At 66.5% G+C, this 23,610-nt stretch carries 27 protein-coding genes and 1 tRNA gene; 8 read left to right on the top strand and 20 right to left on the bottom strand.

What is annotated here, in order from left to right; all coding sequences use genetic code 11:
* Both ispD and LOC60_RS13520 read right to left on the bottom strand, forming a co-directional pair.
* Positions 1-759, bottom strand: a complete 759-nt coding sequence (ispD, locus tag LOC60_RS13525) for a 2-C-methyl-D-erythritol 4-phosphate cytidylyltransferase (protein WP_230026015.1) — start codon at positions 757-759, stop codon at positions 1-3.
* A gap of 86 nt (positions 760-845) precedes the next feature.
* A complete protein-coding gene (locus tag LOC60_RS13520) occupies positions 846-1,328 on the bottom strand; it encodes a CarD family transcriptional regulator (RefSeq protein WP_066300159.1) in 483 nt (160 codons plus the stop codon).
* Between the two features lie 256 nt (positions 1,329-1,584).
* Here LOC60_RS13520 and LOC60_RS13515 point away from each other — a divergent pair, with 256 nt between their 5' ends.
* Positions 1,585-2,124 carry a hypothetical protein gene (locus LOC60_RS13515; RefSeq protein WP_230026013.1) on the top strand — a complete coding sequence of 180 codons (540 nt, stop codon included), beginning with the start codon at positions 1,585-1,587 and terminating at the stop codon, positions 2,122-2,124.
* Between the two features lie 97 nt (positions 2,125-2,221).
* Here the strand turns inward: LOC60_RS13515 and LOC60_RS13510 are convergent, their stop codons facing one another.
* Positions 2,222-2,902: a response regulator transcription factor gene (locus LOC60_RS13510; RefSeq protein ID WP_230026011.1), complete on the bottom strand. Its 681-nt coding sequence runs from the start codon at positions 2,900-2,902 to the stop codon at positions 2,222-2,224.
* Positions 2,899-4,062, bottom strand: coding sequence for a sensor histidine kinase (locus LOC60_RS13505; protein WP_230026009.1), 1,164 nt, complete (start codon positions 4,060-4,062; stop codon positions 2,899-2,901). The genes LOC60_RS13510 and LOC60_RS13505 overlap by 4 nt, the downstream gene beginning before the upstream one ends.
* Before the next feature lie 202 nt (positions 4,063-4,264).
* On the opposite strand from LOC60_RS13505, the gene phoU reads away from it, so the two are divergent.
* Positions 4,265-4,927, top strand: coding sequence for a phosphate signaling complex protein PhoU (gene phoU / locus LOC60_RS13500; RefSeq protein WP_230026007.1), 663 nt, complete (start codon positions 4,265-4,267; stop codon positions 4,925-4,927).
* A gap of 104 nt (positions 4,928-5,031) precedes the next feature.
* Here the strand turns inward: phoU and LOC60_RS13495 are convergent, their stop codons facing one another.
* On the bottom strand, positions 5,032-5,784 hold the full coding sequence (locus LOC60_RS13495; RefSeq protein WP_230026005.1) for a phosphoglyceromutase: 753 nt from the start codon (positions 5,782-5,784) through the stop codon (positions 5,032-5,034).
* A gap of 498 nt (positions 5,785-6,282) precedes the next feature.
* Between LOC60_RS13495 and LOC60_RS13490 the strand changes: the two genes are divergently transcribed.
* Positions 6,283-7,044: a class I SAM-dependent methyltransferase gene (locus LOC60_RS13490; RefSeq protein WP_230026003.1), complete on the top strand. Its 762-nt coding sequence runs from the start codon at positions 6,283-6,285 to the stop codon at positions 7,042-7,044.
* Positions 7,045-7,159: 115 nt separating this feature from the next.
* Here the strand turns inward: LOC60_RS13490 and LOC60_RS13485 are convergent, their stop codons facing one another.
* Complete coding sequence (locus tag LOC60_RS13485; protein ID WP_230026038.1) at positions 7,160-7,483, bottom strand: DUF2516 family protein; 324 nt, start codon at positions 7,481-7,483, stop codon at positions 7,160-7,162.
* Positions 7,484-7,501: 18 nt separating this feature from the next.
* Complete coding sequence (locus LOC60_RS13480) at positions 7,502-8,647, bottom strand: trans-sulfuration enzyme family protein (RefSeq protein WP_230026001.1); 1,146 nt, start codon at positions 8,645-8,647, stop codon at positions 7,502-7,504.
* Positions 8,648-8,758: 111 nt separating this feature from the next.
* On the opposite strand from LOC60_RS13480, the gene tmk reads away from it, so the two are divergent.
* The 5 genes from tmk (at position 8,759) to LOC60_RS13455 (ending at position 12,870) form a co-directional block, all read left to right on the top strand.
* A complete protein-coding gene (tmk, locus tag LOC60_RS13475; protein WP_331460822.1) occupies positions 8,759-9,406 on the top strand; it encodes a dTMP kinase in 648 nt (215 codons plus the stop codon).
* Positions 9,403-10,545 (top strand): DNA polymerase III subunit delta', encoded by a 1,143-nt coding sequence (locus LOC60_RS13470; RefSeq protein WP_230025999.1) that lies wholly within the window; start codon positions 9,403-9,405, stop codon positions 10,543-10,545. Before tmk ends, LOC60_RS13470 begins: the two co-directional genes overlap by 4 nt.
* 68 nt (positions 10,546-10,613) lie before the next feature.
* Positions 10,614-12,182, top strand: coding sequence for an alpha/beta hydrolase (locus tag LOC60_RS13465; RefSeq protein WP_230025997.1), 1,569 nt, complete (start codon positions 10,614-10,616; stop codon positions 12,180-12,182).
* 98 nt (positions 12,183-12,280) lie between these two features.
* Positions 12,281-12,353: transfer RNA gene (locus LOC60_RS13460), tRNA-Thr, on the top strand.
* Between the two features lie 190 nt (positions 12,354-12,543).
* Complete coding sequence (locus LOC60_RS13455; RefSeq protein WP_230025995.1) at positions 12,544-12,870, top strand: hypothetical protein; 327 nt, start codon at positions 12,544-12,546, stop codon at positions 12,868-12,870.
* A 153-nt stretch (positions 12,871-13,023) separates the two neighbouring features.
* Here LOC60_RS13455 and csrA read toward each other — a convergent pair whose 3' ends face one another.
* The 13 genes from csrA to LOC60_RS13390 all read right to left on the bottom strand — a co-directional run bounded on the left by csrA (position 13,024) and on the right by LOC60_RS13390 (position 23,584).
* The gene (gene csrA, locus LOC60_RS13450) at positions 13,024-13,290 is read right to left on the bottom strand and encodes a carbon storage regulator CsrA (RefSeq protein WP_230025993.1); all 267 of its coding nucleotides are present in this window, start codon (positions 13,288-13,290) and stop codon (positions 13,024-13,026) included.
* A 79-nt stretch (positions 13,291-13,369) separates the two neighbouring features.
* On the bottom strand, positions 13,370-14,428 hold the full coding sequence (locus tag LOC60_RS13445; RefSeq protein WP_230025991.1) for a hypothetical protein: 1,059 nt from the start codon (positions 14,426-14,428) through the stop codon (positions 13,370-13,372).
* A complete protein-coding gene (locus LOC60_RS13440; RefSeq protein WP_230025989.1) occupies positions 14,409-16,466 on the bottom strand; it encodes a flagellar biosynthesis protein FlhA in 2,058 nt (685 codons plus the stop codon). The genes LOC60_RS13445 and LOC60_RS13440 overlap by 20 nt, the downstream gene beginning before the upstream one ends.
* A complete protein-coding gene (locus LOC60_RS13435; RefSeq protein WP_230025987.1) occupies positions 16,463-17,590 on the bottom strand; it encodes an EscU/YscU/HrcU family type III secretion system export apparatus switch protein in 1,128 nt (375 codons plus the stop codon). Before LOC60_RS13435 ends, LOC60_RS13440 begins: the two co-directional genes overlap by 4 nt.
* Complete coding sequence (locus tag LOC60_RS13430; protein WP_230025985.1) at positions 17,591-18,349, bottom strand: flagellar biosynthetic protein FliR; 759 nt, start codon at positions 18,347-18,349, stop codon at positions 17,591-17,593.
* Positions 18,350-18,625 carry a flagellar biosynthesis protein FliQ gene (fliQ, locus tag LOC60_RS13425; RefSeq protein WP_227923818.1) on the bottom strand — a complete coding sequence of 92 codons (276 nt, stop codon included), beginning with the start codon at positions 18,623-18,625 and terminating at the stop codon, positions 18,350-18,352.
* A complete protein-coding gene (gene fliP / locus LOC60_RS13420; protein ID WP_442860419.1) occupies positions 18,625-19,476 on the bottom strand; it encodes a flagellar type III secretion system pore protein FliP in 852 nt (283 codons plus the stop codon). Before fliP ends, fliQ begins: the two co-directional genes overlap by 1 nt.
* The gene (locus tag LOC60_RS13415; protein WP_230025983.1) at positions 19,473-19,991 is read right to left on the bottom strand and encodes a FliO/MopB family protein; all 519 of its coding nucleotides are present in this window, start codon (positions 19,989-19,991) and stop codon (positions 19,473-19,475) included. The genes fliP and LOC60_RS13415 overlap by 4 nt, the downstream gene beginning before the upstream one ends.
* On the bottom strand, positions 19,991-20,692 hold the full coding sequence (fliN, locus tag LOC60_RS13410) for a flagellar motor switch protein FliN (protein ID WP_230025981.1): 702 nt from the start codon (positions 20,690-20,692) through the stop codon (positions 19,991-19,993). The genes LOC60_RS13415 and fliN overlap by 1 nt, the downstream gene beginning before the upstream one ends.
* Positions 20,693-20,695: 3 nt before the next feature.
* Complete coding sequence (locus LOC60_RS13405) at positions 20,696-21,565, bottom strand: flagellar motor switch protein FliM (protein ID WP_230025979.1); 870 nt, start codon at positions 21,563-21,565, stop codon at positions 20,696-20,698.
* A gap of 74 nt (positions 21,566-21,639) precedes the next feature.
* A complete protein-coding gene (locus tag LOC60_RS13400) occupies positions 21,640-22,461 on the bottom strand; it encodes an OmpA/MotB family protein (RefSeq protein ID WP_230025977.1) in 822 nt (273 codons plus the stop codon).
* A complete protein-coding gene (locus LOC60_RS13395) occupies positions 22,458-23,279 on the bottom strand; it encodes a motility protein A (RefSeq protein ID WP_230025975.1) in 822 nt (273 codons plus the stop codon). Before LOC60_RS13395 ends, LOC60_RS13400 begins: the two co-directional genes overlap by 4 nt.
* Positions 23,279-23,584 carry a flagellar FlbD family protein gene (locus LOC60_RS13390; RefSeq protein ID WP_230025973.1) on the bottom strand — a complete coding sequence of 102 codons (306 nt, stop codon included), beginning with the start codon at positions 23,582-23,584 and terminating at the stop codon, positions 23,279-23,281. Before LOC60_RS13390 ends, LOC60_RS13395 begins: the two co-directional genes overlap by 1 nt.
* Between the last annotated feature and the right edge of the window lie 26 nt (positions 23,585-23,610).

Below are 23,610 nucleotides of genomic sequence, written 5' to 3'. Positions count from 1 at the left end.
TTATTTCTCCTGGCGGTGGTGTCCGCCGGACAGGATCGCTTCCGCGAGCAGCAGATCCAGCGGGGTGGTGATCTTCAGGGACAACTGTGAACCTTCGACCACGTAGACCTCGGTTCCCAGGGACTCCACGAGCATGGCGTCGTCGGTGACGGCTGCCGCAGTGTCGGCGTCGAAGGACAGGGCTGCCTCGTGGGCCCGGCGGAGCAGGCCGGCGTCGAAGCCCTGCGGGGTCTGGACTGCGCGCAGCCGGGAACGGTCCGGGGTTCCGGTCACCACGCGTGCGGCGACGGCGTCCCCGGGAGCGGGCACGGGGGCGGTGTCCTTGACCGTGTCCACCACGGGCACCGCGGGGATGACCGCTGAAGCACCGGCCGCCAGCGCTGCTGCCACCCGGTGGAACACCTCCGGCGGAGTCAACGCACGGGCGGCATCATGGACCAGCACGGCGTCCAGGTCCGCGGGCAGCGCGCTGAGCGCGGCACGCACGGAGTCGGGCCGGGTGGCTCCGCCGTCGACCGCCTGGACTGCCGCCGGGAACTCCGCGCAGATGCCGCGCATCAACGTGTCGCCGGCCGGTACGGCGACGGCAATGGCTGCAGCGATCTCCGCGGCCTGAACGGAACGCAGCGCATGGACGAGCATTGGTTCACCGGCCAGCGGCACCTGGGCCTTGGGCATACCGTAACCGAGCCGCTGGCCGGATCCTCCGGCTACTATGACGACGCCGATCCGCGGCGGGCGGGAAGGAGAAGGGGACACCGTTCCACCCTAATGCCAGCGGATGGCTGGTTAAACAACAATTGCCGGCCCCGAAGGACCGGCAATCGCTGGAAGTGGCTTAGCTGCTAGCTCGCGAGGACCTCGTCGAGCACCGCTGCCGCCTGGTCTTCATCCGTTTTTTCAGCAAGGGCCAGTTCCGAAATGAGGATCTGGCGTGCCTTGGCGAGCATTCGCTTCTCGCCTGCGGACAGCCCGCGGTCATGGTCGCGGCGCCAGAGGTCGCGGACGACCTCCGCCACCTTGACGACATCACCTGACGCAAGCTTTTCCAGGTTTGCCTTGTATCGGCGCGACCAGTTCGTGGGCTCTTCAGTGAGCTCGGCGCGCAGGACGTCAAAGACGTGCTCCAGGCCTTCCTTGCCCACTACATCGCGCACCCCAACGAGGTCGACGTTCTCAGCCGGTACTTCTATGGTCAGATCACCCTGGGCCACCTTAAGCTTGAGATACATTTTCTCTTCGCCCTTGATGGTTCGCATCTTGATCTCTTCGATCTTTGCGGCACCGTGGTGAGGATAAACAACTGTTTCGCCAACCTCAAAAACCATGTGGTCTTTCCCCTTTCCCGGGGCTCAGTTTATCAGAGATGCGACACGCCGAGTAGAGTTTTCGCACGTCAGGTACTGGATGGGGTCCGGTGTAGGTAGTATTCCGCCTTCTGCGGGTACTGGATGCGTGCCCGCACTACGTCAGCACGGCCGTCCGCCCCGGCCGTAAAATCCAGTTTTTCCCTCTTTTGCCGATAGGCTAGGCAGCAAAGATAGCCTCAGGTCGGTAGACCGCAATACTTCAGGAGTTTGTGCTGTGAGATTCACACCCAAGAACCGGGTCCGGCGCACCGCTGCGGCCGGTGTCATCGCGCTGGCCATGCTGGGCACGGCAGGCTGCAGCGCTGTGAACGAGCAGGCAACCACCATCGAGTACTCCCCCTCCGACGGCATCCTGGAGAACGTGGGCGACCTGCAGCTGCGCAACATCCTGGTGGTTAGCAACGGCTTCGGCGAGCCCGGCCGCCTGATCGGCACCGTAATCAACGACGGCGCTGACACCCAGGAGTTCACCCTCGCCGTCGGCGGCTCCACTTTGTCGTGGAACCTCCCGGCCGGCGGCAAGGTCGTCTTCGAAGACGAGCTCGAGGAGAAGGTTACTGTCGCTGTCGTGGAGGACGAGCCCGGCACCGGCATCGACGCCGAGCTGGACCTCAACGAGGAAACCACCGCCCTGAACATTCCGGTGGTCAACGGCGACCAGCCGGATTACCGGCCGTACCTGCCCGAGGGGTCCGAGTACACGCCGCGGCCCACTGAGGAACCGAGCACCGAGGGTCAGGCCGAGGGTCACTGATAACAGGTTTTAACGTAGAAGGGGGCCGGCGCTTTTGTGCCGGCCCCCTTCTATGTCTGTCCCTTCTGCGTCTACCCCTTCTGCGTCTGTCCCCGGATCATTCCTCGAACTTGTATCCGAGCCCGCGTACGGTCACCAGGTGCCGCGGCGCGGAGGAATCTGCCTCGATTTTCGCCCGCAGCCGTTTGACGTGGACGTCGAGCGTTTTGGTGTCCCCCACATAGTCCGCTCCCCAGACGCGCTCGATCAGCTGGCCGCGGGTCAGGACCCGGCCGGAGTTCCGCAGGAGCAGTTCCAGGAGTTCGAACTCCTTCAGCGGAAAGGGCACGCTGGTGCCGTTGACCTGCACCACATGCCGGTCAACGTCCATGCGGACCGGCCCTGCTTCCAGGGCAGCGCCCCCGAAGTCCGCGCCCTCGCCCCGGCGCCGCAGTACCGCACGGACCCGTGCCAGCAGCTCCCGGGAGGAATACGGCTTGGTGACATAGTCATCCGCACCGATCTCGAGGCCGACGACCTTATCGATCTCCGCATCGCGTGCGGTCAGCATGATGACCGGGACATCCGAACGCTGGCGGATCCGGCGGAGGACTTCCGTGCCGGAGAGTCCCGGCAGCATTACGTCGAGCAGGACCAGGTCCGCGCCCGCCTGTTCGAAGACGGCGACCGCGTCGGTGCCGTTGTCTACGACGTCGACGTCGAATCCTTCCCGTTCCAGCAGATAGGAGAGGGGGTCGCTGAAGGACTCCTCGTCTTCGACAATCAGAATTCGGGTCAAGCGGTCACTCCCTGTTGTTTCGCTTCGCGGATGTCCGCAGCATCCATTTCCGGCAGCCGCACGGTAAAGGTGGAGCCGTGCCCCGGACGGGACCACAGATCCACCTCGCCGCCATGGTTGGCGACCACATGCTTGACGATGCTCAGGCCCAGTCCGGTTCCGCCCGTGTGCCGTGACCGGGCGGAGTCGATCCGGTAGAACCGTTCAAACACCCGTTCCTGTTCCTCGGGTGCAATGCCGGGGCCCTGGTCCGTCACGGCCACCTGGGCCATCCCGTTACGGGACTGCAGTCCGATTCCCACTCTGCTGCCCGCAGGCGAATAACGGATTGCATTGTCGATCAGGTTCCGGAAGGCCGTGGTCAGCATGGGGGCATCGCCGTAGACGGCGGCCTCCGACCGGCCGCCCAGGAGCACCTCGATGTCCTTGCTCTCGGCGTTAAGCCGGTTGGCTTCCACCGCGTCCTCGAGGACGCGGTTCACGTCAACCGGCTTGGCCCGGTCCACGATGTCCATGCTCTGCAGCCGGGAGAGTTCGATAATGTCCTGCACCAGGGCGGTGAGGCGCGTGGATTCCCGGTGCATCCGCCCGGCGAACCGGCGGACGGCTTCCTCGTCGCCTGCGGCATCCGCCAGCGCTTCGGACAGCAGCGAAATGGCACCCACCGGCGTCTTGAGTTCGTGCGACACATTCGCGACGAAGTCGTTGCGGACCTCCTCGGTGCGGGTGATCTCCGTCCGGTCGTCGGCCAGGACCAATACGTATTCCTCCCCCACGGTGGCCACCCGGACCTGCAGGATGAGGGACCCTTCACCGAGCGGGCCGCGCGGAAGCTCCAGCCGGGCCTCCTCAATGACGCCGTCGCGGCGCACCCGGGCACAGAGATCCAGCAGGCGGTCGTTGACAATCGTGTGCCCGCGCACCAGGCCGAACGCGTACGCCCCGGGACTGGCCCGGACGACGCCGTCGATGGCATCGGCAACAATGTAGGCGCGTCCGATGACGCCGAGCACCTCCGCTGCGCCGTCGGGCACCGTCGGCTCGGCAATGTCTGCCAGCTCCCGCCGCTGGCGCTGGCTGGCCCCGTACGCGAGGACGCCGAAGACGCCGACGGCCAGGCCGAGGACACCGGCCAGTAAGGCCAGCAATACAGGATTCACTCTCTTAGCTTAGGCCGCTCCCCGGAGCCCGGAAGGAAAGCCGGTGGCTTTGGACCATTCGTTAAACTAACGTTCATCTAAGGGGCCCGTGTGGTTCACCCCCGGCTGACATCCTGCTGGTGCGGCCGCCGGCGCAGGAAGTGCCCGGGCTGCACCGTCCCGCAGAACTTACGATCCACCCGCTTTTCGAGAGGACCCTTCAGTGCGCAAGGTTTTCCAGGCCGAGCTTCATCAGATCGGTGAAGAACTGACCCAGATATCCCAGCTGGTAACCGAGGCGATGCGCAAAGCCACGCTCGCCTTCGAGGGCGCCGATATCGAACTCGCCCAGGACGTCATTGCCGCCGACGCGCGGATCGACTTCCTGCAGAATGACCTGGATGAGCGCGCCATCGATGTTCTCGCCCTGCAGGGTCCCGTCGCGAGTGACCTGCGCATGATTGTGGGTTCGCTGCGGATGAGCGCTTCGCTGGAACGCATGGGGGACCTGGCCCGGCACATCGCCCAGCTGGCACGCCTGCGGTACCCCGCCAACGTGGTTCCGGACAACATGGTGGAAACCTTTCGCGAAATGGCGCAGCTGGACCTCCGCATCTCCGAACAGCTCACCGAGCTGCTTGAGACCCGCAACCTGGAGATGAGCAAGGACATCTACGACGCCAACAGCCGGATCAACGAGCTGCACGCCGGGGTCTTCAAGTCCATTGCCTCCCCGGACTGGAACGTCCCCGCGGTCAGCACGGTGGACCTGACCCTGGCCAGCCGCTACTTCGAGCGCTTTGCCGACCACGGCGTTTCCGTCACCCGCAAGGTCAACTACCTCGTGACCGGTGAGTGGCACCCGCTGTCCGAGTCGGGCGTGTAACCGCCGGACCCCGCTGGCCGGCCCCGGCCTAACATGGAAAAGGGCGGTCCCGTGCGGGACCGCCCTTTGTTCATGCCCGGGGGCGATGCCCTCCGGTGCAGGTGCTACTTCTTTTTGCCCTGGTTGGCGACGGCCTTGATGGACGCGGCGGCGGCCTCGGGATCAAGGTAGGTGCCGCCTGCCTTGACCGGCTTGAGGTCCTCGTCGAGCTCGTACACCAGCGGGATGCCGGTGGGGATGTTCACGGCAGCGATATCGGCGTCGCTGATGCCGTCCAGATGCTTCACCAGTGCGCGCAGGGAGTTGCCGTGCGCGGCGATCATCACGGTCTTGCCGGTGCGGATGTCCTTGGAAATGTCCGACTCCCAGTAGGGCAGGAAGCGCTCAAGGACGTCCTTCAGGCATTCGGTGCGCGGCAGCTCGTTCGAATCCAGGTCCGCATAGCGGGGGTCGTGGGCCTGGGAGAAGTCACTGTCATCCGGGAGGGGCGGCGGCGGAGTGTCGTAGGAACGGCGCCAGAGCATGAACTGTTCCTCGCCGTATTCGGCCAGGGTCTGGGCCTTGTCCTTGCCCTGCAGTGCGCCGTAGTGCCGCTCGTTCAGGCGCCAGCTGCGCTTGACGTCGATCCAGATGCGGTCTGCGGCGCCCAGGGCCAGGTTGGCGGTGTTGATGGCCCGCTGGAGGCGGGAGGTGTAGAGGATGTCCGGGAGAACGTTGTTCTCAACCAGCAGCTGCCCGCCGCGGAGGGCTTCCTCACGTCCGAGGTCCGTCAGATCCACGTCCACCCAGCCCGTGAAGAGGTTCTTTTCATTCCATTCACTCTGCCCGTGGCGCAGAAGGATCAGTTTGTAGGTCATATAAGCATGGTATCGGAGAGCGTTCCCCGCAGGGAGGGCGGCGGGGCTTTGCCCGGGCAGATGGGCGGGCCCGGAATCCAGTGAGCAGCTAACGGGGGTCTGCGCGGGGGTCCTGGATCTACTGGGCAGATAACGGGGGCATCAGGCGGCCATGAGCCCATTACCTGCTCAGCAGATCAGTCCCGCCCGGCGAATCGTCCGCGTGGACTGCACAGGATCCCACCGGGTGGTGCTGCTGTTTCTGCCGGGACCCCTTTGGCCACGCCGGCACCAATGGGTGGGATCCCCTGTCCGCAACCGGCGACCTGGCCTCGATCCCGGCCCATAGCCCCAACTCGGCCCCGCTCCCGACCCCGCCCCGGCGCCCGGTCCCCGGTTCCAGGTGTCCCCTGGCGATCCCCCTCCCGACTCCCGCCCGGCCCCACCCCGCGGTCAGGGGCATCCCAGCGCGCCCGCTAGCATTGGGTGGTGCAAAAACCGCTAAGACCCGTAGGAACTGTGACCAGGGGCACTACAAACCCCAACCGGCTCCGGCGGGTGGACCGCTGGCTGGCAGGACCGGCACGGTGGCGTCTGCGGCAGGCCGACGACCCTTTGATCGTGGACCTGGGCTACGGCGCCGCGCCCACCACCGCCGTCGAACTCCACGGCCGCCTCGGCAGGGTGCGGGCGGACGTGGAGGTTATGGGAATCGAAATCGACCCGGCCCGTGTGCTGGCGGCCAAGCCCCTGGAACGAGAGGGCCTGAGTTTCCGCCAGGGCGGCTTCGAGCTGCCCGTGGACGGGCGTCGTCCGGTCATGGTCCGTGCCTTCAACGTCCTGCGCCAGTACGCCGAGGAGGACTATGCCCGGCATTGGGAAATGGTCTGCTCACGACTGGCACCGGACGGGATCTTCGTGGACGGCACCTGCGACGAAATCGGCCGGCGTGCCACCTGGGTGGAACTGGACGCTGAGGGTCCCGTGTCGCTGAGCATTTCCCTGCGGTTCGGTGCGTTCGAGCGTCCGTCCGATGTGGCCGAACGCCTGCCCAAGGCCCTGATCCACCGCAACGTTCCCGGGGAGCGGGTCCACACTTTCCTGCGGGCCATGGACCGGGCGTGGGAGGAGGCCGCGCCGATGGCCTCCTACGGCAACCGGCACCGCTGGCTGGCCATGTGCAGCTCCTTGAAGGCCGACGGGGTGCCGCTGCTGACCGGGCCGTCCCGCTGGCGGCTGGGCGAAATCACCGTGGCCTGGGACGCCGTCCGGCCCGCATAACCGGACCGGTTAACGCCCCGGTTAACGAGGTCCGCCCCGGTTAACGAGGTCCGCCCCGGAGGAACCTTGGAAAGGCTTCTCCGGGGCGGCGCAAAGTCAGCGGTTTACGCGGTGGTTACCAGGGGCCGTACGGGCCCTGGTTGCTGTTGCCGCGGCCGCGGGAGCTGCCGATGGCAGGCTTCACATCCGCCAGGTACACGCATGCCGCGATCACGGCAGCCAGCTGGAACAGCATCAGGCTAAGGGACGGGATCACCACGGACAGCACGCCAACGGCGGCGGCTCCGCCCGTCAGGCCCAGCCAGAATCCTTTGGTCCGCTTGTAGGCGCGCTCAAAATCAGCGGGCTTGCGGCGCGCGCAGTCAAGAAGCGCCCAGAGCTCTATGCCCAGCGCCACGATGCCGAGCGCCAGGTAGAGGTAATTCTGAATCATGATCATTAGGGCCACAGCGCTAGCCTACCGTGTAAGTGCCTGTTCGAGGTCCCCCCAAAGGTCTTCGACATTCTCGATTCCGACGGAAAGCCGCAGCAGCCCCTCCGGAACGGTCTGCGGCTCTCCGGGCTGGCGGCGTCGCCGTTCGATCAGCGATTCCACCCCGCCAAGCGAGGTGGCCGGCAGCCACAGCTCGACTGCCTCGGTGACCTTCTCAGCGGCGGCGGCTCCGCCGGCAACCTCGATGCACAGAATCGATCCGAATCCGTTCATCTGCGCGGCAGCCCGGCGGTGTCCCGGGTCCCCGGGCAGGCCCGGATAACGCACGCGCTCCACCTGCGGGAGCTCCTGCAGCCGGCGGGCAAGTTCCCCGGCGGTGGCCTGCGAGCGCTCAACCCGCAGGGCCAGCGTGCGCAGCCCGCGCAGGGCCAGCCACACTTCGAACGGTCCGGCCACTGCCCCATGCAGCGAGCGGTAGCGGAGCAGCCGGTCCCGGAGTCCGGGATCGGACGTAACGGCCGCACCCAGGACGACGTCGGAATGCCCGGCCAGGTACTTGGTCACCGAATGGACGACGACGTCGGCGCCGAGGTCCAGGGGCCGCGTCACCAGCGGCGTGGAGAACGTGTTGTCGGCGACCACCAGCGCACCGGCCGCGTGTGCGGCCTCCGCCAGCACGGCGATGTCCGCAACCTCCAGCATGGGATTGGTGGGGCTCTCCACCCAGAGCAGCGAGGCGCCGTCGAGCTGGGCAACTACCTCCTCCGTATCGGCAATATCCACCGTCCGCACGGAAAACCGGCCGCTCGCCGCCTCTTCCGCCGCCAGCAGCAGCGACCCCTGGTAACTGTGCCTCGGCATCACCACCACACCGCCTGCGGGAACCAGGGACAGGGCGGCCATCACGGACGCCAGCCCCGACCCGAAGACCAGCGCAGGCAGGTCCGCACCCTCAAGTTCGGCGAGTGCCTGCTCGAAGGGGTCCCAGGTGGGGTTCGAAAACCTGCCGTAGCCGCGCTCCCCCGCAACGGGCGTTCCGGTGCCGTAGTAGGTGGAGGACAAGACGATGGGGGGATTCACCGGTGCGTCGTGCTCGCGCGGCGGGCGCCCGGCGGAGACGACGAGGGTATCGAGGGAAACAGCGTGCCCGTGCGGCGAGGTTTGGCTCATAAAGACCAGCCTAGACCGCCGGACGTACATGCCGGCCGATGCCGGCGAACGGTGCCCGGGGCTGTTCGTTCGCCGGACCGGCCTCCCAGCCGGACTAGGTAGGCTAGGCGGGTGAGCAATTCTAATCTCCCCGAAACCCGCGGCCTGTTCATTGCCATGGAGGGCGGAGACGGTGCCGGGAAATCCACCCAGGCGCAGCGGCTCGCCGCCGCACTGCAGGAGGCCGGCCGCACGGTCCTGCGCACCCGTGAACCGGGCGGCACCCCGGTGGGCGAACAGCTGCGCGCCCTGGTCCTGGAACACGGCAACGGCGAAATCGACGCGCGCACCGAGGCGCTGATCTTCGCCGCATCCCGTGCCGCGCATGTACAGCAGGTCATTGAACCGGCGCTCGCCGCCGGAACCGTGGTGGTCTGCGACCGGTACGTCGACAGCTCCATCGCCTACCAGGGCGCCGGCCGGCAACTCGGCACCGAGCCGGTCCGCATCCTGAACACCTGGGCCACCGGAGGCCTGGAGCCGGACCTCACCGTCCTGCTCGACGTCGATCCCGCACGCGGGCGGGACCGGCGAACCGCGGGGCAGGCCGTCGAGGACCGTCTCGAGTCCGAACCCGACGCCTTCCACCTGCAGATCCGCCTGGCCTTCCTCGAAGCGGCGCAGGCGGCTCCCGGCAGGTATCTGGTGCTCGACGCCGGCCGGCCGGTGGACGAACTGGCCGAAACCATCCTGCGGCGCGTGGAAAAGCTGCTGCCGTGAGCGTGTGGGATGACCTGCAGGGGCAGGACCCGGTGGTGGACCAGCTGCGACGCGGGGCCGCCGACACCCGGCCTAACCACGCCTGGCTGTTCACCGGCCCGCCGGGTTCGGGCCGCTCCAATGCGGCACGTGCCTTTGCCGCCGCCCTGGTCTGCGAACAGCAGGACCCGGCCCTTCGGGGCTGCGGCGAGTGCAAGGCCTGCCGGACGGTGCTGGCCGGCTCGCATGCCGACGTCACCTCCGTCACCACGGAGAAGGTCACCATCAGTATCGATGAGGCCCGCGAACTGGTCCGGAAGGCACAGGACAAACCCTCGACCGGCCGCTGGCGCGTCATCATCGTGGAGGACGCGGACCGGATGCAGGAGCGGAGCACCAACGTGCTGCTCAAAGCCATTGAAGAACCGCCGCCGCGGACCATCTGGCTGCTCTGCGCTCCGAGCCCGGGCGACGTCCTGGTCACCATCCGGTCCAGGTGCCGCCCGGTCGGCCTGCGGCTGCCGCCGGTTGAGGACGTGGCTGAACTGCTGATCCGCCGCGACGGCATCGATCCGGACGTGGCATTGAATGCCGCCCGGGCCGCGCAGAGCCACATCGGGGTTGCCAAACGCCTTGCCACCGACGAAGGCGCACGGCAGCGCCGCGAAAGCATCGTGCGGCTGCCGCTGTCGCTGCGGAATGTCTCCGGAGCCATGAAGGCCGCGGCGGACCTCGTGGCGCTGGCCGAGGCGGAGGCCGCCAGTTCCTTTGAACAGCGGGACGCCAAGGAAAAGGAAGCATTGCTGGCCTCCCTGGGCGCACCCGCCGGCGGCACCCTGCCGCCGTCGCTGCGCAGCCAAGTGAAGCGGCTCGAGGAAGACCAGGTGCGCCGGGCCAAGCGGTCCAAGAACGATTACTTTGACCGGGCACTGACGGACCTGCTCTCCTTCTACCGCGACGTGCTCATGATCCAGCTGGGCAGCTTCGATCCCCTGGTGAACGAGGGACTGCGCCGCGAGCTGGACGAGTTCGCGGCGTACGGCTCTCCGGAGCAGACGCTGATGCGCATGGAGGAGATCAACACCGTACGGCGCCGGCTGGTGACCACCAACGTCGCGCCGCTGCTGGCGATCGAGGCCATGGCGCTGAGCCTGCTGTAGTGTCCAGTTATCCAGCGCTTCCCGCCAGTCCGGCCGGCCCCGCGTACCAAGCCGCTCCAGGAGTAAGAATGACCACCGCCACTGCACGCCGCCGCTTCCCGCGACTGGCCGCCGCCGCCGCCTCGGTGGTGCTGCTGGCGTCGTCGACCGCCTGCACTGCGGGCTCGGAGCCCGGCGCCGGAAAGAGCGGCGGCGGCGGGGATACCGCCACCACCGCACCGGCCGATGTCATCGGCGACGTGCCGGACGGGCTGCAGGAGTTCTACAGCCAGGACGTCAGCTGGTCCGAGTGTGAAGAGGATTTCCGCTGCGCCACCATCACGGTGCCCATGGACTATGCCGACCCTGACGCCGGGACGGTGGAGCTGTCGGCCATCATGGCCGAAGCGGACGGGGACGCCGAGGGCACCATCCTGATCAACCCCGGGGGTCCCGGCGGATCCGGGTACGACGTCGTTAGCCGGTCCCTGGAAAACATCACCAGCGACCGGCTCCGGGAGAACTTCAACATCCTTGGGTTCGATCCGCGCGGCGTCGGACGGTCCACCCCGGTCAAGTGCCTCAGCGACGAGGAGATGGACGCGGCCCGGGCCGAATACATCGATGCGAGCACTCCCGAAGGCCTGGCCGCCTCACGGGTGAGCGCGAAGGAGTTTGCGGATGCCTGCGCGGCGGAGACCGGTGCACTGCTCGGCTTTGTCGACACAGCCAGTGCTGCCCGCGACATGGATATCCTGCGGGCCATTGCAGGCGACGAAAAGCTGAACTACCTCGGCTTCTCCTACGGCACCTACCTCGGCGCCACCTATGCCGAGCTCTTCCCGGAGAAGGTGGGGCGGCTGGTGCTCGACGGCGCCCTTGACCCCTCCTCCACCAACGAGGAAATCACCCTCGGCCAGGCCGCCGCGTTCGAAAAGGCCATCCGCGCCTACGTCGAGGACTGCATCACCGGCAGCAACTGCCCGCTTGAAGGCAGCGCCGACGAAGGCATCGCAACAATCCGGGAGCTGCTGGCCTCCGTCGAGGCGAGTCCGATGACGGCGGCCGACGGACGGCTCGTCACCATCTCCACCTTTGTCAGCGGCTTCATTCTGCCGCTCTACGACGACATCAACTGGCCGGTGCTCTCGCAGGCCCTCGAGAGCGCCCTGCAGGGCGACCCGACGTACATGCTCCGCCTGGCGGACATCAGTGCCGACCGTGCGGAAGACGGCACGTACCGTTCCAACAGCACCGTGGCTTTCAACGCGGTCAACTGCCTGGACTACCCCATGGCCAGCGATGATGCGCAGATGGCGGCCGATGCCCTGGACCTCCAGGCAGCCTCCCCCACCATCGGCAAGTACCTGGCCTACGGCGGGGTCACCTGCGAGGCCTGGCCGCACGGACCGGTGAATGAACCACACCCCATCAAGGCCTCCGGCGCGGCGGACCTCCTGGTGATCGGAACCACCGGCGATCCCGCCACCCCTTATGAATGGTCCGAGGCGCTGGCTGCACAGCTGGAGTCCGCGGTGCTGGTCACCTGGGAAGGCGAAGGCCATACGGCGTACGGACGCGGCAGCCAGTGCATCGAAGACACAGTGGATGACTACTTCGTGGACGGCACCGTGCCGACGGAGGACGTGGTCTGCTGATTCTGGACGGTGCGGGTGCCGCCATTTTGACCCGCACCGCCCGGTACGTATAAAGTGGTTCCTTGTGGATTCTGGCCGTAAGCGGACAGGTGAAGCCCGCCTCCTTAGCTCAGTTGGTAGAGCGTCTCACTCGTAATGAGAAGGTCGCCAGTTCGATTCTGGCAGGAGGCTCAGTACTCCAGAAGGCCCCCGGCATGTGCCGGGGGCCTTCTGCTTTAGGACCGGGCGGCGCGTTGCGTAAACGCTGCGGATAAATTCCGTTTTCCTTGCGGATGGCTTTGGGGATTCCTGTTGTCCACGGAACTATCCTCGGGACAGGAAAGTGCACCGGCGCAATGCCGGGAAAACGAGGGGGACAATCATGGACGCAGCTTGGACGGGACTCACCACCCGCCGCTACACGCTGGTCCAGCGCGATACCTTCGTTGCTCCGCTGTGTGCCGAGTGCAACCGCCGGATGCTGCCGAACTGGGTGGAGGACAGGGGCCGGTGGATCATCAACGGCTTCCGTTACCCCGGTGTCCGGTGCAGCACGCACGAACGCCGCGTCCTTCCGGAGTATTTCGGGCTTTCCCAGACCGTTCCCGCCCCGAACGTACGGCGGGACACCACAACGTCTGCACGGCGATCCAAAGCCGGCAGCCGGTTCCTGGGGCTGGGTGCCAAACGCGCACAGCGCAGCGCCTAGCCGCCGGTCCCTTGATATGCCCGGCCGTCCCCGGGCAACAGACCAGGAGTCCCCGCCGTTTTCCCCAAGAAACGGCGGGGGTTTCTGCTTTAAGGTCAGGGAGAACACCGGGGAGAATACGCCCGGCAGCGCAAAGGTTAGAACACCCGTGGTTTAGGGTGCGGGCCGGTCAGTTTCCGGCGGCAGCATCCTACCGGCCAGCAGCGCCTTGATGCGCTCTTCGCCGTCCGGCAGTGCGGCGGCGCTTGCGGCCACGTTGGCTTCTTCCACCGCGCGCAGCACCTCATGGCGCTGGATCCGCACCCCGCGGGGAGCGTCGATGCCGATGCGGACGCCGTCGCCGCGTGAATCCAGAACGGTAATGACAATGTCATCCCCGATCAGGATCTGCTCCCCGGACCTGCGTGTTAGCACCAGCATCCGCCCACTCTACCTCAAGCCGGGGCCGTTGCCGGGAAGCTAGGGAACTCATCCCGCGCAGGTTTCCGCGGCCCGGACCTCAGAGCACTGGAGTGGGCGAAGGCCCGCCGTCGAGCCAACCGATGGGCAGCCCCAGTGCGTTGACGGACTGCGGCGTTTCGGTGGTGTCGATACCCTCGACGGCGGCAGCATGCACCAGTGTGGCGGCGCGCACCGCCCCCACCCAGGCGGCCGTGTCTTCCGGTTTCCGGCCGGCGTCGACCGCCACCCAGACCTGATCGGCAGCCAAAGCGGAGATCAGCGTCGAATGCCGGCCCATTTCGGTGCCGGAGCGCCCCAGGCCGTAGGCCAGGAAGATGCTGTGTCCGGCCATCACGCCCGCGGCGCGTGCGGTCGCCACCGCGCGCCGGTCCGCTGCCCGGCCGACGCCGTCGGTCTCCAGGACGCCGGCCACGCGAACCGCTGCCGCTCCCGCGCCGGACTCGTCCGCCATGGAGCGGCACACCTCCAGCGCGTCGTCCCCCAGGCCGACCACCATTACCAGGTCTCCGGCGCCGTCGAGCGGAGCAGGAATTACCGCAGAACCATTGCGCTGGACCGGATCCGCGCCCTCGCTTATCCGGCCGGAACCGGCCTGGCTGGGCGGAACCTGGTTCCCGGCGTTCGGCGGCTGCATAGCCTGCAGCCCGGGAGTGAACGCGGCGGCGGCCTGGCTCTGCGCGGGGGTGCCCGTGCTTGCGGCGAGCGTCTCCATCAGTTCCGCGAACGCGTGGGAACCGGTGGATACCGCGGGAGCTGGCACCGGGGCCGGAACTTCGGAAACGATGGGGACGGCCGGGATGATCGCGGCCGCCGGGTGCAGGGTGGATTCGGCCCGCTCTGCCTCTTCCAGCAACGCGGCGATGCCCGCTCCCCCGGAGTCGGTCCGGCTGGGCAGATCCGGTTCCACCGGTGCCCGACGCCGGCCGCTGGGCGGCAGCTCCACGGTCACCTCATAGTGCTGGCGGGACAGGAACCCGCCGATCCCGCCCACGGTGACCTTTTCGGCTGCAATGATCCGTGCCCGCGGGCCGTGTTCGGCCAGCACCTGGGCTTTTAGCGCGTCAAGCGACGGCCCCTCAAGCTGAAATCGTCTCATTACCACGCACCACCCCTACGGTCTCGATACCGACATTACCCGCTGTCGCTTCCTGATAGGACAGTACCGGCAGGCCGCCGGTCTGCGCCGACACCAGCCTCCGGACGCCCGGGCGCAGTGCGGGAGCGCAGACCAGCACCGCGTTGAACCCCGCGTTCTCGGCGCCGGCAACGGCCGCCTTCAGCGACGCCAGTACGGTATCGACCCGCGCGGGATCAAGCAGGATCTGGCTGCCCTGGTCGGAGGGACGCAGGGCTTCGAGCATGGACTGTTCCAGCGCCGGGTCGATCATGATCACCCGCAGGACTCCGTCGGAGACATACTGCGCCGCCAGCGCCGGTCCCAGTGCCGTCCTCGCCGTCTCGATCAGCCCCTCCGGGTCCGGGGACACCTTGGCCCGCAGCAGCAGGGACTCATAGATCCTCGGCAGGTCGTTGATGGGGATCTGTTCCGCCAGCAGGCCCTGCAGCACGCGCTGCACTTCGGCAAGGGAGAGCACATTGGGGATGAGTTCATCCACGGCGGACGGGTTGACCAGCTTGACCCCCTCGGTCAGCACCCGGACGTCTTCGCGGGTGAGCAGCCGGGCCGCGTTGGCGGTGATGACGGCGGAGAGGTGAGTGACCAGCACCGAGACCCGGTCGATCACGGTGGCCCCGGACATTTCCGCCGCGTGCTGCATTTCCGCCGGAACCCATTTGCCGGCCAGGCCGAACACCGGCTCCACAGTGGCGGTGCCCGGCAGCCCGTCCAGGTAATCCCCCAGGGCCAGGATCTTGCCTGCGGGGGCGTCCCCGCGGCCGGCCTCCACACCGGCGATCCGGATGACGTAGGTGGACAGCGGCAGGTCGACGCTGTCACGTGTGCGGACCGGGGGCACCACAACCCCCAGCTCCATGGCGATCTTGCGCCGCAGTGACCGCACCCGTGCCAGGAGATCGTCGGAACCTCCGGTGACTATGTCCACCAGGTCCGGCGCCAGCAGGATTTCCAGCGCATGCACGCGCATCTGTTCAATCAGGTCCTCGGTGGTCTCGGAGCTGGCGGGCGCGTCCAGCGCCGCCTGCGCGGAGTCCTTCTCGGCCTGGTCGCTGGTTTCCTTGGTCTTGATTTTCTGCGCAATGAAAATCAGCAGGGCACCGATGACGATGAAATAGAGTTTCGGCATGCCCGGGATCAGGGCCATCACGATGGCCGCGCCGCCCGCGATCATCAGGGCGTTCCGGGACTGGCCCAGCTGCGCGCCGGCAGTGGTGCCCATGTCCGCCTCGGCGTTGGACCGGGTGACGATCATGCCGGTGGAGACGGCCATCAGCAGGGCGGGGATCTGGGTGACCAGGCCGTCGCCGATGGTCAGCAGGCTGTAGGTGTTCACTGCTTCGCCGGCGCTCATACCGCGCTGGATCATGCCGATGGCGATGCCGCCGATGAGGTTGATGATGATGATGATCAGGCCGGCAATCGCGTCACCCTTAACGAACTTCGAGGCACCGTCCATGGCGCCGTAGAAGTCCGCCTCCGCGGAGACCTCGGCCCGGCGTTCCCGGGCCTGGGTATCGGTGATCAAGCCCGCGTTGAGGTCTGCGTCAATCGCCATCTGCTTGCCGGGCATGGCATCGAGGGTGAACCGCGCACCGACTTCGGCAACGCGTTCGGCACCCTTGGTCACCACCACGAACTGGATGACCACCAGGATCAGGAAGATCACTGCGCCGATGATCAGCGAACCGTTCACGGCCACGTGCCCAAACGCCTCAATCACCTGCCCGGCATACCCCTCCCCCAGCACCAGCCGGGTGGAGGCCACGTTCAGGCCCAGCCGGAACAGGGTGGCCACCAGCAGCAGGGACGGGAACACGGAGAAGTCCAGCGGCTTGCGCACGAACATGGTGGTCAGCAGGATCACCAGTGCCAGCAGGATGTTGATGATGATCAGCACGTCCAGCAGGCCGGCGGGGATGGGCACCACCAACAGCAGGATGATGCCGATGACCCCGACGGGGACGGCAAGTTTCAGGAGGTTGCTTTTGCGGTTCACGACGCGGCCTTACGGTGTTGTGGGGTGGTCACGGGTTCGGGCGGCAAGGCCGCCATGGTGTGTATGCCCCGGGCGGCGCCGCGCCGCTTCAGGGCCATAACGAAGGCCAGGACTCGGGCCACGGCGTTGTAGAGTTCCACGGGAATTTCGGAGTTCAGTTCGCAGGCGCTGTGCAGGGCACGTGCCAGCGGGATGTCGGAGACCATGGGAACGCCCTGCTTTTCGGCCTCCTCGCGGATCCGGGTGGCAATGTTGTCCGCGCCCTTGGCGACGACGCGCGGTGCGGACTTGCCCGGCTCGTATTTCAGGGCAACGGCCACATGCGTGGGGTTCACGAGGACGACGTCGGCATCCGCCACCGCGGCGATCATCCGGTTCCGGCTCATCGCCAGCTGGCGGGACCGGCGCTGCGACTTGATCATCGGATCACCGTCGCTGTTCTTGTTTTCGTCCTTGACTTCCTTCTTGGTCATGCGGGTCCGTTTGCGGTTCCGCTTCATGACCACGAAGATGTCCGCCGCGGCGAGGACCAGGCCTGCGGCGACGGCGGCCTGCAGCAGTAACGCGGCGCCGCCTCCCGCCGCTTCCAGGACGGCGGAGACCGGCAGGCCGCCGGCGGACATCAGTACCGGCATCATCTGCTGGATCACGGCGTACAGGACCAGTCCCACCACGGCGGTCTTAAGCAGGGACTTCGCCCCGTTCCACAGGGCCTGCGTGCCGAAGACTCGTTTAACCCCCGTAATCAGGTTGAACTGTTCGAACTTGCCCTTGAATTTCTTCATGTGGATACCACCCTGGACGGCGGCGGTGAGCAGGACGACAGCGGCAACCACCCCCAGCATCGGCCCGAGGATAAAGGCCAGGGTGCCCAGGCCCTCGTTCATCTGGACCAGGGCGAACTCGGGATCGGGGTTCGAAATGGTGGTGGCGACGCCGGCCAGGATCTCGCCGGCGGCTTCGGAGCCCCGCGAAATGGTCACCGGCATCATGAGGGCAGCGGTTCCCACACCTACCCAGGCGGTGAGGTCCTCGGACCGGGAAAGCTGGCCCTTGGAGCGGACTTCCTTCATCCGCTTGTCGGTGGCCTGCTCGGTCTTTTCCCCTGAGTCCTGCTCCGGCATCTATCCCACCCCCGTCAGCGCGCGCTCGATGGTGGAGACCAGCCCGGAGACGATGCGGGGCAGGGCCAGGAAGACAATGGAGGCCAGGGACAGCGTCAGCAGGATCTTCAGCGGGAAACCGAGGGCAAAGGCATTCAGGGCCGGGGCCACCCGGGTGAGCAGCCCCAGGCCTGCGTCGGCCAGGAACAGGACCACCAGCAGCGGTCCGGCAATCTGCACCGAGGCCAGGAACATCTGCGAAACCGCGGTGGTCAGGGCGGAAACGGGTTCAGCCATGTCAATCCCGCCGGTCAGCGGCAGCGCGGTGAAACTGCGCAGCAGCCCGCCGATGATCAGCTGGTAGCCGTCCGAGGCGAACAGCAGCGCCAGGGCGGTGATCTGGAAGACCCGCGTGAACTGGGCGCCGTTGACCATGGACTGCGGATCGAAGGCCTGGGCCAGCTGGAAGCCGCCGAACGTATCGATCAGGTTGCCGGCGGACTGCACGGCGGAGAACACCACCATCACCAGGAATCCCAGCACAACGCCCACCAGCAGTTCCATCACGAGCGCCATGAAGAACGCCCCGGTCCCCAGGGCGGTGTACCCCTCACTCACCTGCGGGGCGATGGCCAGCCCCAGGCCGAGCCCGAGCATGGCCTTGATCCGCGCCGGGAACGCGTTGTAGGAGAACGGCGGTGCGATGACCAGGAAAGCCACCATCCGTACCGAGGCCAGCAGGAACGCCTCGATCCAGTTCTGGTCAAGGGTGATGTTCATCTAGCCGCCGCCGAGCAGGGACGGGATCCTCTGGAACATCTCGTGGGTGAAGGACACGATTTCCGAAATCATCCAGTGTCCGCACACGAGCAGGGCGAGGGCCACGGCAAGGGCCTTGGGCACGAACGAAAGCGTGACTTCCTGGATCTGGGTGATGGACTGCAGCAGCGAGATGGCAAACCCCACCACCAGTGCCGTGATCAGCACCGGCGCCGAGAGCTTCGCCGCAACCCACAGCCCCTGCATGGCGATGTCCAGGACGGCGTTTGTATCCACTAGGTGCCGCCCTGGTAACTGTTGACCAAGGACGTGATGATCAGTCCCCAGCCGTCCACGAGGATGAACAGCAGGATCTTGAACGGCAGGGAGATCATTACGGGCGGAAGCATCATCATGCCCATGGACATCAGCGCTGCCGACACCACCAGGTCAATGACCAGGAACGGCACGAAAATGACGAAGCCGATAATGAACGCGGCCCGCAGTTCCGAGATCATAAAGGCCGGGATCAGGGTGGTCAGCGGAACGGACTCGGGGCTTTCGGGGTTCTCCTGCCCGGCCGCGCGGGTCATCAGTGCAATGTCCTCTTCGCGGGTATGGGCGAGCATGAACTGCTGCAGCGGCGCCGTTCCGGTATCGAGGGCGGCGTCAAAGTTGAGTTCGCCGTTGAGGTAGGGCTGCACGGCGATGGTATTAATTTCGCTGATCACCGGGGCCATGATGAACAGAGAGAGGAACAGGGCCAGCCCGGCAAGGACCTGGTTGGGCGGAATCGAGGGCAGCGACAGGGCGTTGCGGGTCATGGCCAGCACCACGAAGATCTTGGTGAAGGAGCTAAGCATCAGCAGCAGCGACGGTGCCACCGAGAGCAGGGTGATGCCGATCAGCGTGGTCACCGCGGTGGAGGGCGAGCCGTCCTGGCCGTTAATGTCGACGGTCAGCCCGCCGCCGTCGTCGGGCTCCGTGGGCGCAGAGGGGTCCGCGGGCGCTTCAGGCGCCGCCGGATCGAAGGTGGTGGCGTGCCCGGCGGCAGCCCCCAGCAGGAGCAGTGCAACAACGGCGAAGAACAGGGCGGCGGCAAGGGTCAGCGCGTGCCGTCCCCTGCGCACGTCGACGACGGCGCTCACCTTTTGCGTCCCCGGCGCAGGGCGTCGCCGGCCTGGCGCCACGTCTGAGGGGCGAGGATGGATCCGGCCAGGGCCGACTTGGCGGGCACCGGCGCCATGGACGGGAGGGCATGTGCCCCGCGTCCGGAGCGGCGCGCGGGCAGCCCGTGGGAGGAGTCGGCGGCATACTGCCCGGCCGGGTAGGAACCGGCGGTTTCGGCGGCTTCCAGCGAAGCGGCGAAACCGGCAGCGGTTTCGGGCCCGGGTTCGGGTTCGGTTTCCGGCGGCAGCGGTGCACTGTGCAGCAGGTTCACTGAGCCTTCGGCCACCCCCAGCAGGAGACGCTGTCCGTCGGTTTCCACCACTACCAGCGACGCCTTGGGCGTCAGCGGCTGGCGGCTGACCACCTGCACTGCCGGTTGGGTGGTTCCGGCGGCCCCGATGGTGCGGCTAAAGCGGCGCTGCAGGAACCATAGGAGTCCGAGCACGGCACCGAGCGAAACCAGGACACGGAGTCCCAGAAACAGGGTTTCCACTAATTGAGCCCCTCGACCACGTCCAGGATTTTGGTGATCCGCACGGCGTAGTCCTGGTCGATGACCACAACTTCGCCGTTCGCAATGAGGCGGCCGTTCAGCAGGATGTCGGCCGGCGCGCCGGCGGAGCGGTCCAGCTCCACCACGCGGCCGGGTTCGAGGTTCAGGACATCGCGTACGGACATGCGGGTGTGCCCGATCTCCACGGTCAGTGCCATCTCGATGTTGTTGATGCGGCCCATCTTGCCGGCGATCGACGGATCGGCGTGCCCGCCGGAGGTGGCGGTGGTGTCCCGCAGGCGGATGGCGAACCATCCGGCGGTGCCTTCCGGGGAGCGGAGTTCGAAGACGACGCTGTCCGGATCGGCAAAGAGCGCTGACGCGTCCTCGGTCCGGGCCTCGCCGAGCACACCGACGCCCAGGGTGGCACTCGCTGCTTCAAGGGAGGGCCGCAGCACATCTGCCGCGGAGACGAGCGCGGAGTCGGTTCCGGCGACGTCGGCCAGCGGTGATGAGCTGTCGAGGACCAGGGCCAGGTCCGCCGATTCGGTGCCCACGAATGACGCGGTGACTGCCGTTGCGGTGTGCGACGCCGGGACTCCCGCCCCGTTATGCGGGATCGGTTCCAGGACAAGGGGGGTGGGCAGGCCGCGCACCAGGGCGGAAACGGCGTCGGCGTGCAGGCTGTGGGGGCTGGACATGGGTTACTTCTCCTCGATACTGACGATGCTGCCGGCAAGGCGTGACCCGCTGGCTCCTACTGCTGCCTGGGCCAGCGTCTGTCCGTCAACGGTGACGTTCAGCGGCCGGTGGCGGGGGTGCCCCAGATTCAGGACGTCCCCTACGGCCAGGTTTAGGACCATGGCGGGTAACACGGTGATGGGTTCCAGCTGCAGGCACACCTTCACGGGCACGTGTGCAAGCTGCAGCTGGACAAGTTCAGCCGGTGTGGCGTTGCTGGTCTGCGCGCCCAGCGGGTCCAGCTGCGGCAGCAGGGCGGCAGCGGGGATGGCCACGGTGGCGGGAGCGGTGGTTTCACCGACCACCATCTCGAACGTGGCCACGATCATGGGATCCCCGGAGGCCGCCGCCTGGGCGAACTGTGAGTTGTATTGGACCGAAGACAGCGTCAGCGGAGCCGAGAGCAGATGTCCAAGGGAGTAATGCAGGTCCTCCACGGCGTCATCCATGATCTTGCCCAGCAGCGCCTGCTCGATATGCGTGAATTTGCGCTCCGGTGCGGTCTGGAAGCCGGTGCCGCCGAGCATGTGTCCCACCCAGGACAGCGCTGCGGCCATCGGGAACTGGATGACCGCTTTGGCTGAGGTGGTGGAGATGTTGAACAGCACCATGCCGGTGTTGTCCGGCAGGGCGGCGGCGTACTCGTCGTAGCTGAGCACCTGCACGTCCTCGGAGGTGACCTGCGAAAGCACCCGCACCTTGGCGGTCAGCTGGGTGCCCCACTGGCGGGCAAAGGTATCAAAGGCCATTTCAAGGACCCGTGCATGCTCGCGGGCCAGGGTGGTGGGCCGGCTGAAGTCATAGACCTCTACGGGCTTTGCTTTCGCGGGCATGCTTAAGGAAGGTGAATCTTGGACCATCACATCCCGCACTATCGGCAGCAGGACCCGCTGCGTAAGAAAAGCCCTTAGTGGCCTGCCGCCGCCTGGCGTTCCTTAACGATTCCGGGGATGAGGGAGCGGACGTCTTCGCTTTGCCCGGACAGGACCACGATGTCCACCCGCCGGTTCTGGGCGAGCTCCGCGGCGTTGCGTCCGGGGGTCAGCGGGCGGGACTCGCCGTAGCCCACCGCCTTAATGTTTTCCTGCAGCACTCCCCCGCCGGAGATGAGGTAGCGCAGCACGTTCACGGAACGGGACGAGGACAGTTCCCAGTCCAGGGCGTCGTCGGCGAACTGGCGGACCTGCGCGGTGTGGCCCTCAATCGAGACCTGGTAGGTGGTGGGTGCGAGTGCGGGCCCCACGGTGTCCAGGACCTGCACGGCCTCGTTGGTGAGGTCTGCCAGGTCCGGGGCAAAGAACATTTCCGAGCTGACCAGTCGGATGGTCAGGCCGCGTTCATCCATTTCAAAGCGTACGGACTCTTCCAGCCCCTTTTCCTGCAGCCCGGCGTAAATGGCGTCCTGCAGGGCAGTGAGATCGTCGACTTCCTTGGCTGCCAGGGCGGCCAGGGCGGCGTCGGGCTCCACGGTCTCCTCGCTATCCACCTGGTCCGGCGGCACGATGATGCCGACGGCGGTGTCCACCGTGTTGCTTTCCTCCGCCCCGAACCCGGTGGCGAGGGATTCCTTGAGCTGTTCGAACTTTTTCGCATCCACGGTGGACATGGCGAACAGGACAATGAACATACACATCAGCACGGTGACCATGTCCATGTAGGAGGCCATCCAGCGTTCGTCCGGATGTTCGTCCTCCTCGTGCTGTTTCGGACGCCGGCCCTTGGCGCTCACGCTGCGTCCTGGACCTTGTCTGCGGCGTCGGTCTTGTCGGCCTTGTCGGCCTTGTCCACCTTGCCGCCCAATGCGTGGGCCGGGACCATCGCGCGCAGCCGTTCCCCAAGCAGGCGCGGCTGACTGCCGGCCTGCAGGGCCAGGACGCCTTCCATCAGGAGGTTCATTTCGTCCGCTTCAAGCTCCGCCAGCCGCTTGAGCCGGGTGCTGATGGGCAGCCAGATGAAGTTGGCTGAAAGCAGGCCCCACAGGGTGGCCACAAAGGCAGTGGCGATCATGGGTCCGAGGTGGTCCGGGGTTGAAAGGTTCTCCAGGACGTGGGTCAGTGAAACAACGGTGCCGATGATGCCGATAGTGGGTCCATAACCGCCCAGGCTGTTGAAGAACTTCACGGGAATCTTGTCAGTGGCGGCCTTGGTGGCGATTTCGTCTTCGAGCAGGATGCGCAGCTCCTCGCCGTCGGTGCCGTCGGCGATGTTCTGCAGGGCTGCACGCAGGAAAGGATCTTCGACTTCGGCGGCATCCTGCTCGAGGGAGAGCAGGCCTTCGCTGCGGGCCTTTTCAGCCAGCAGGACCACCTTGTCGATGGTCTCCTGCGGTCGAGGGGTTTTGCCCATGAAGGCCCGGGGCAGGGATTTGAAGGACAGCACGAAGTCCTTGAAGGTTCCACCGGCCAGCCCCACGGCAATGGTGGCGCCGAAGACGAGGATCATCGGCGCCGGCAGCAGGAGCGCGGAGACGTGGGCACCTTCGAGGGTGATCATGGCGTAGAGCGACCCGAAGGCGAGGACTAAGCCGATAATTGTTGCTGGATCCATTAGTCGTTCCTAGGGCGAAGGGGCACGGTCTTGCTGACGGGAGTTTTGTCCGGGGCTGCCGGGAAAGCATCGGGCACGAGCCCCAGGGGGCGCCCGGGAACCCGCGGCGGGATGTCACGTGCCATGGAGATCACCTGCGCCCGGTAGGCCGCAATGCGGTCGATGACTTCCGGCAGGCTCTCGGTCACGATGTACTTCGCGCCGTCGACCATCACCAGGGTGGTGTCCGGATTGGCGTGGATCCGCTCGATCAGGTCAGGGTTGATTGCGAATTGAGCATCATTGAGACGCGTAAGAACAATCATTGCCCCGTCCTGGCTGGTTCCACAGG

This window comes from Arthrobacter sp. zg-Y769, assembly GCF_020907405.1.
GTDB lineage: Bacteria > Actinomycetota > Actinomycetes > Actinomycetales > Micrococcaceae > Arthrobacter_B.
Note: the sequence above shows the minus strand (reverse complement) of the source record. Positions and strands in the feature narration are given on the sequence as shown.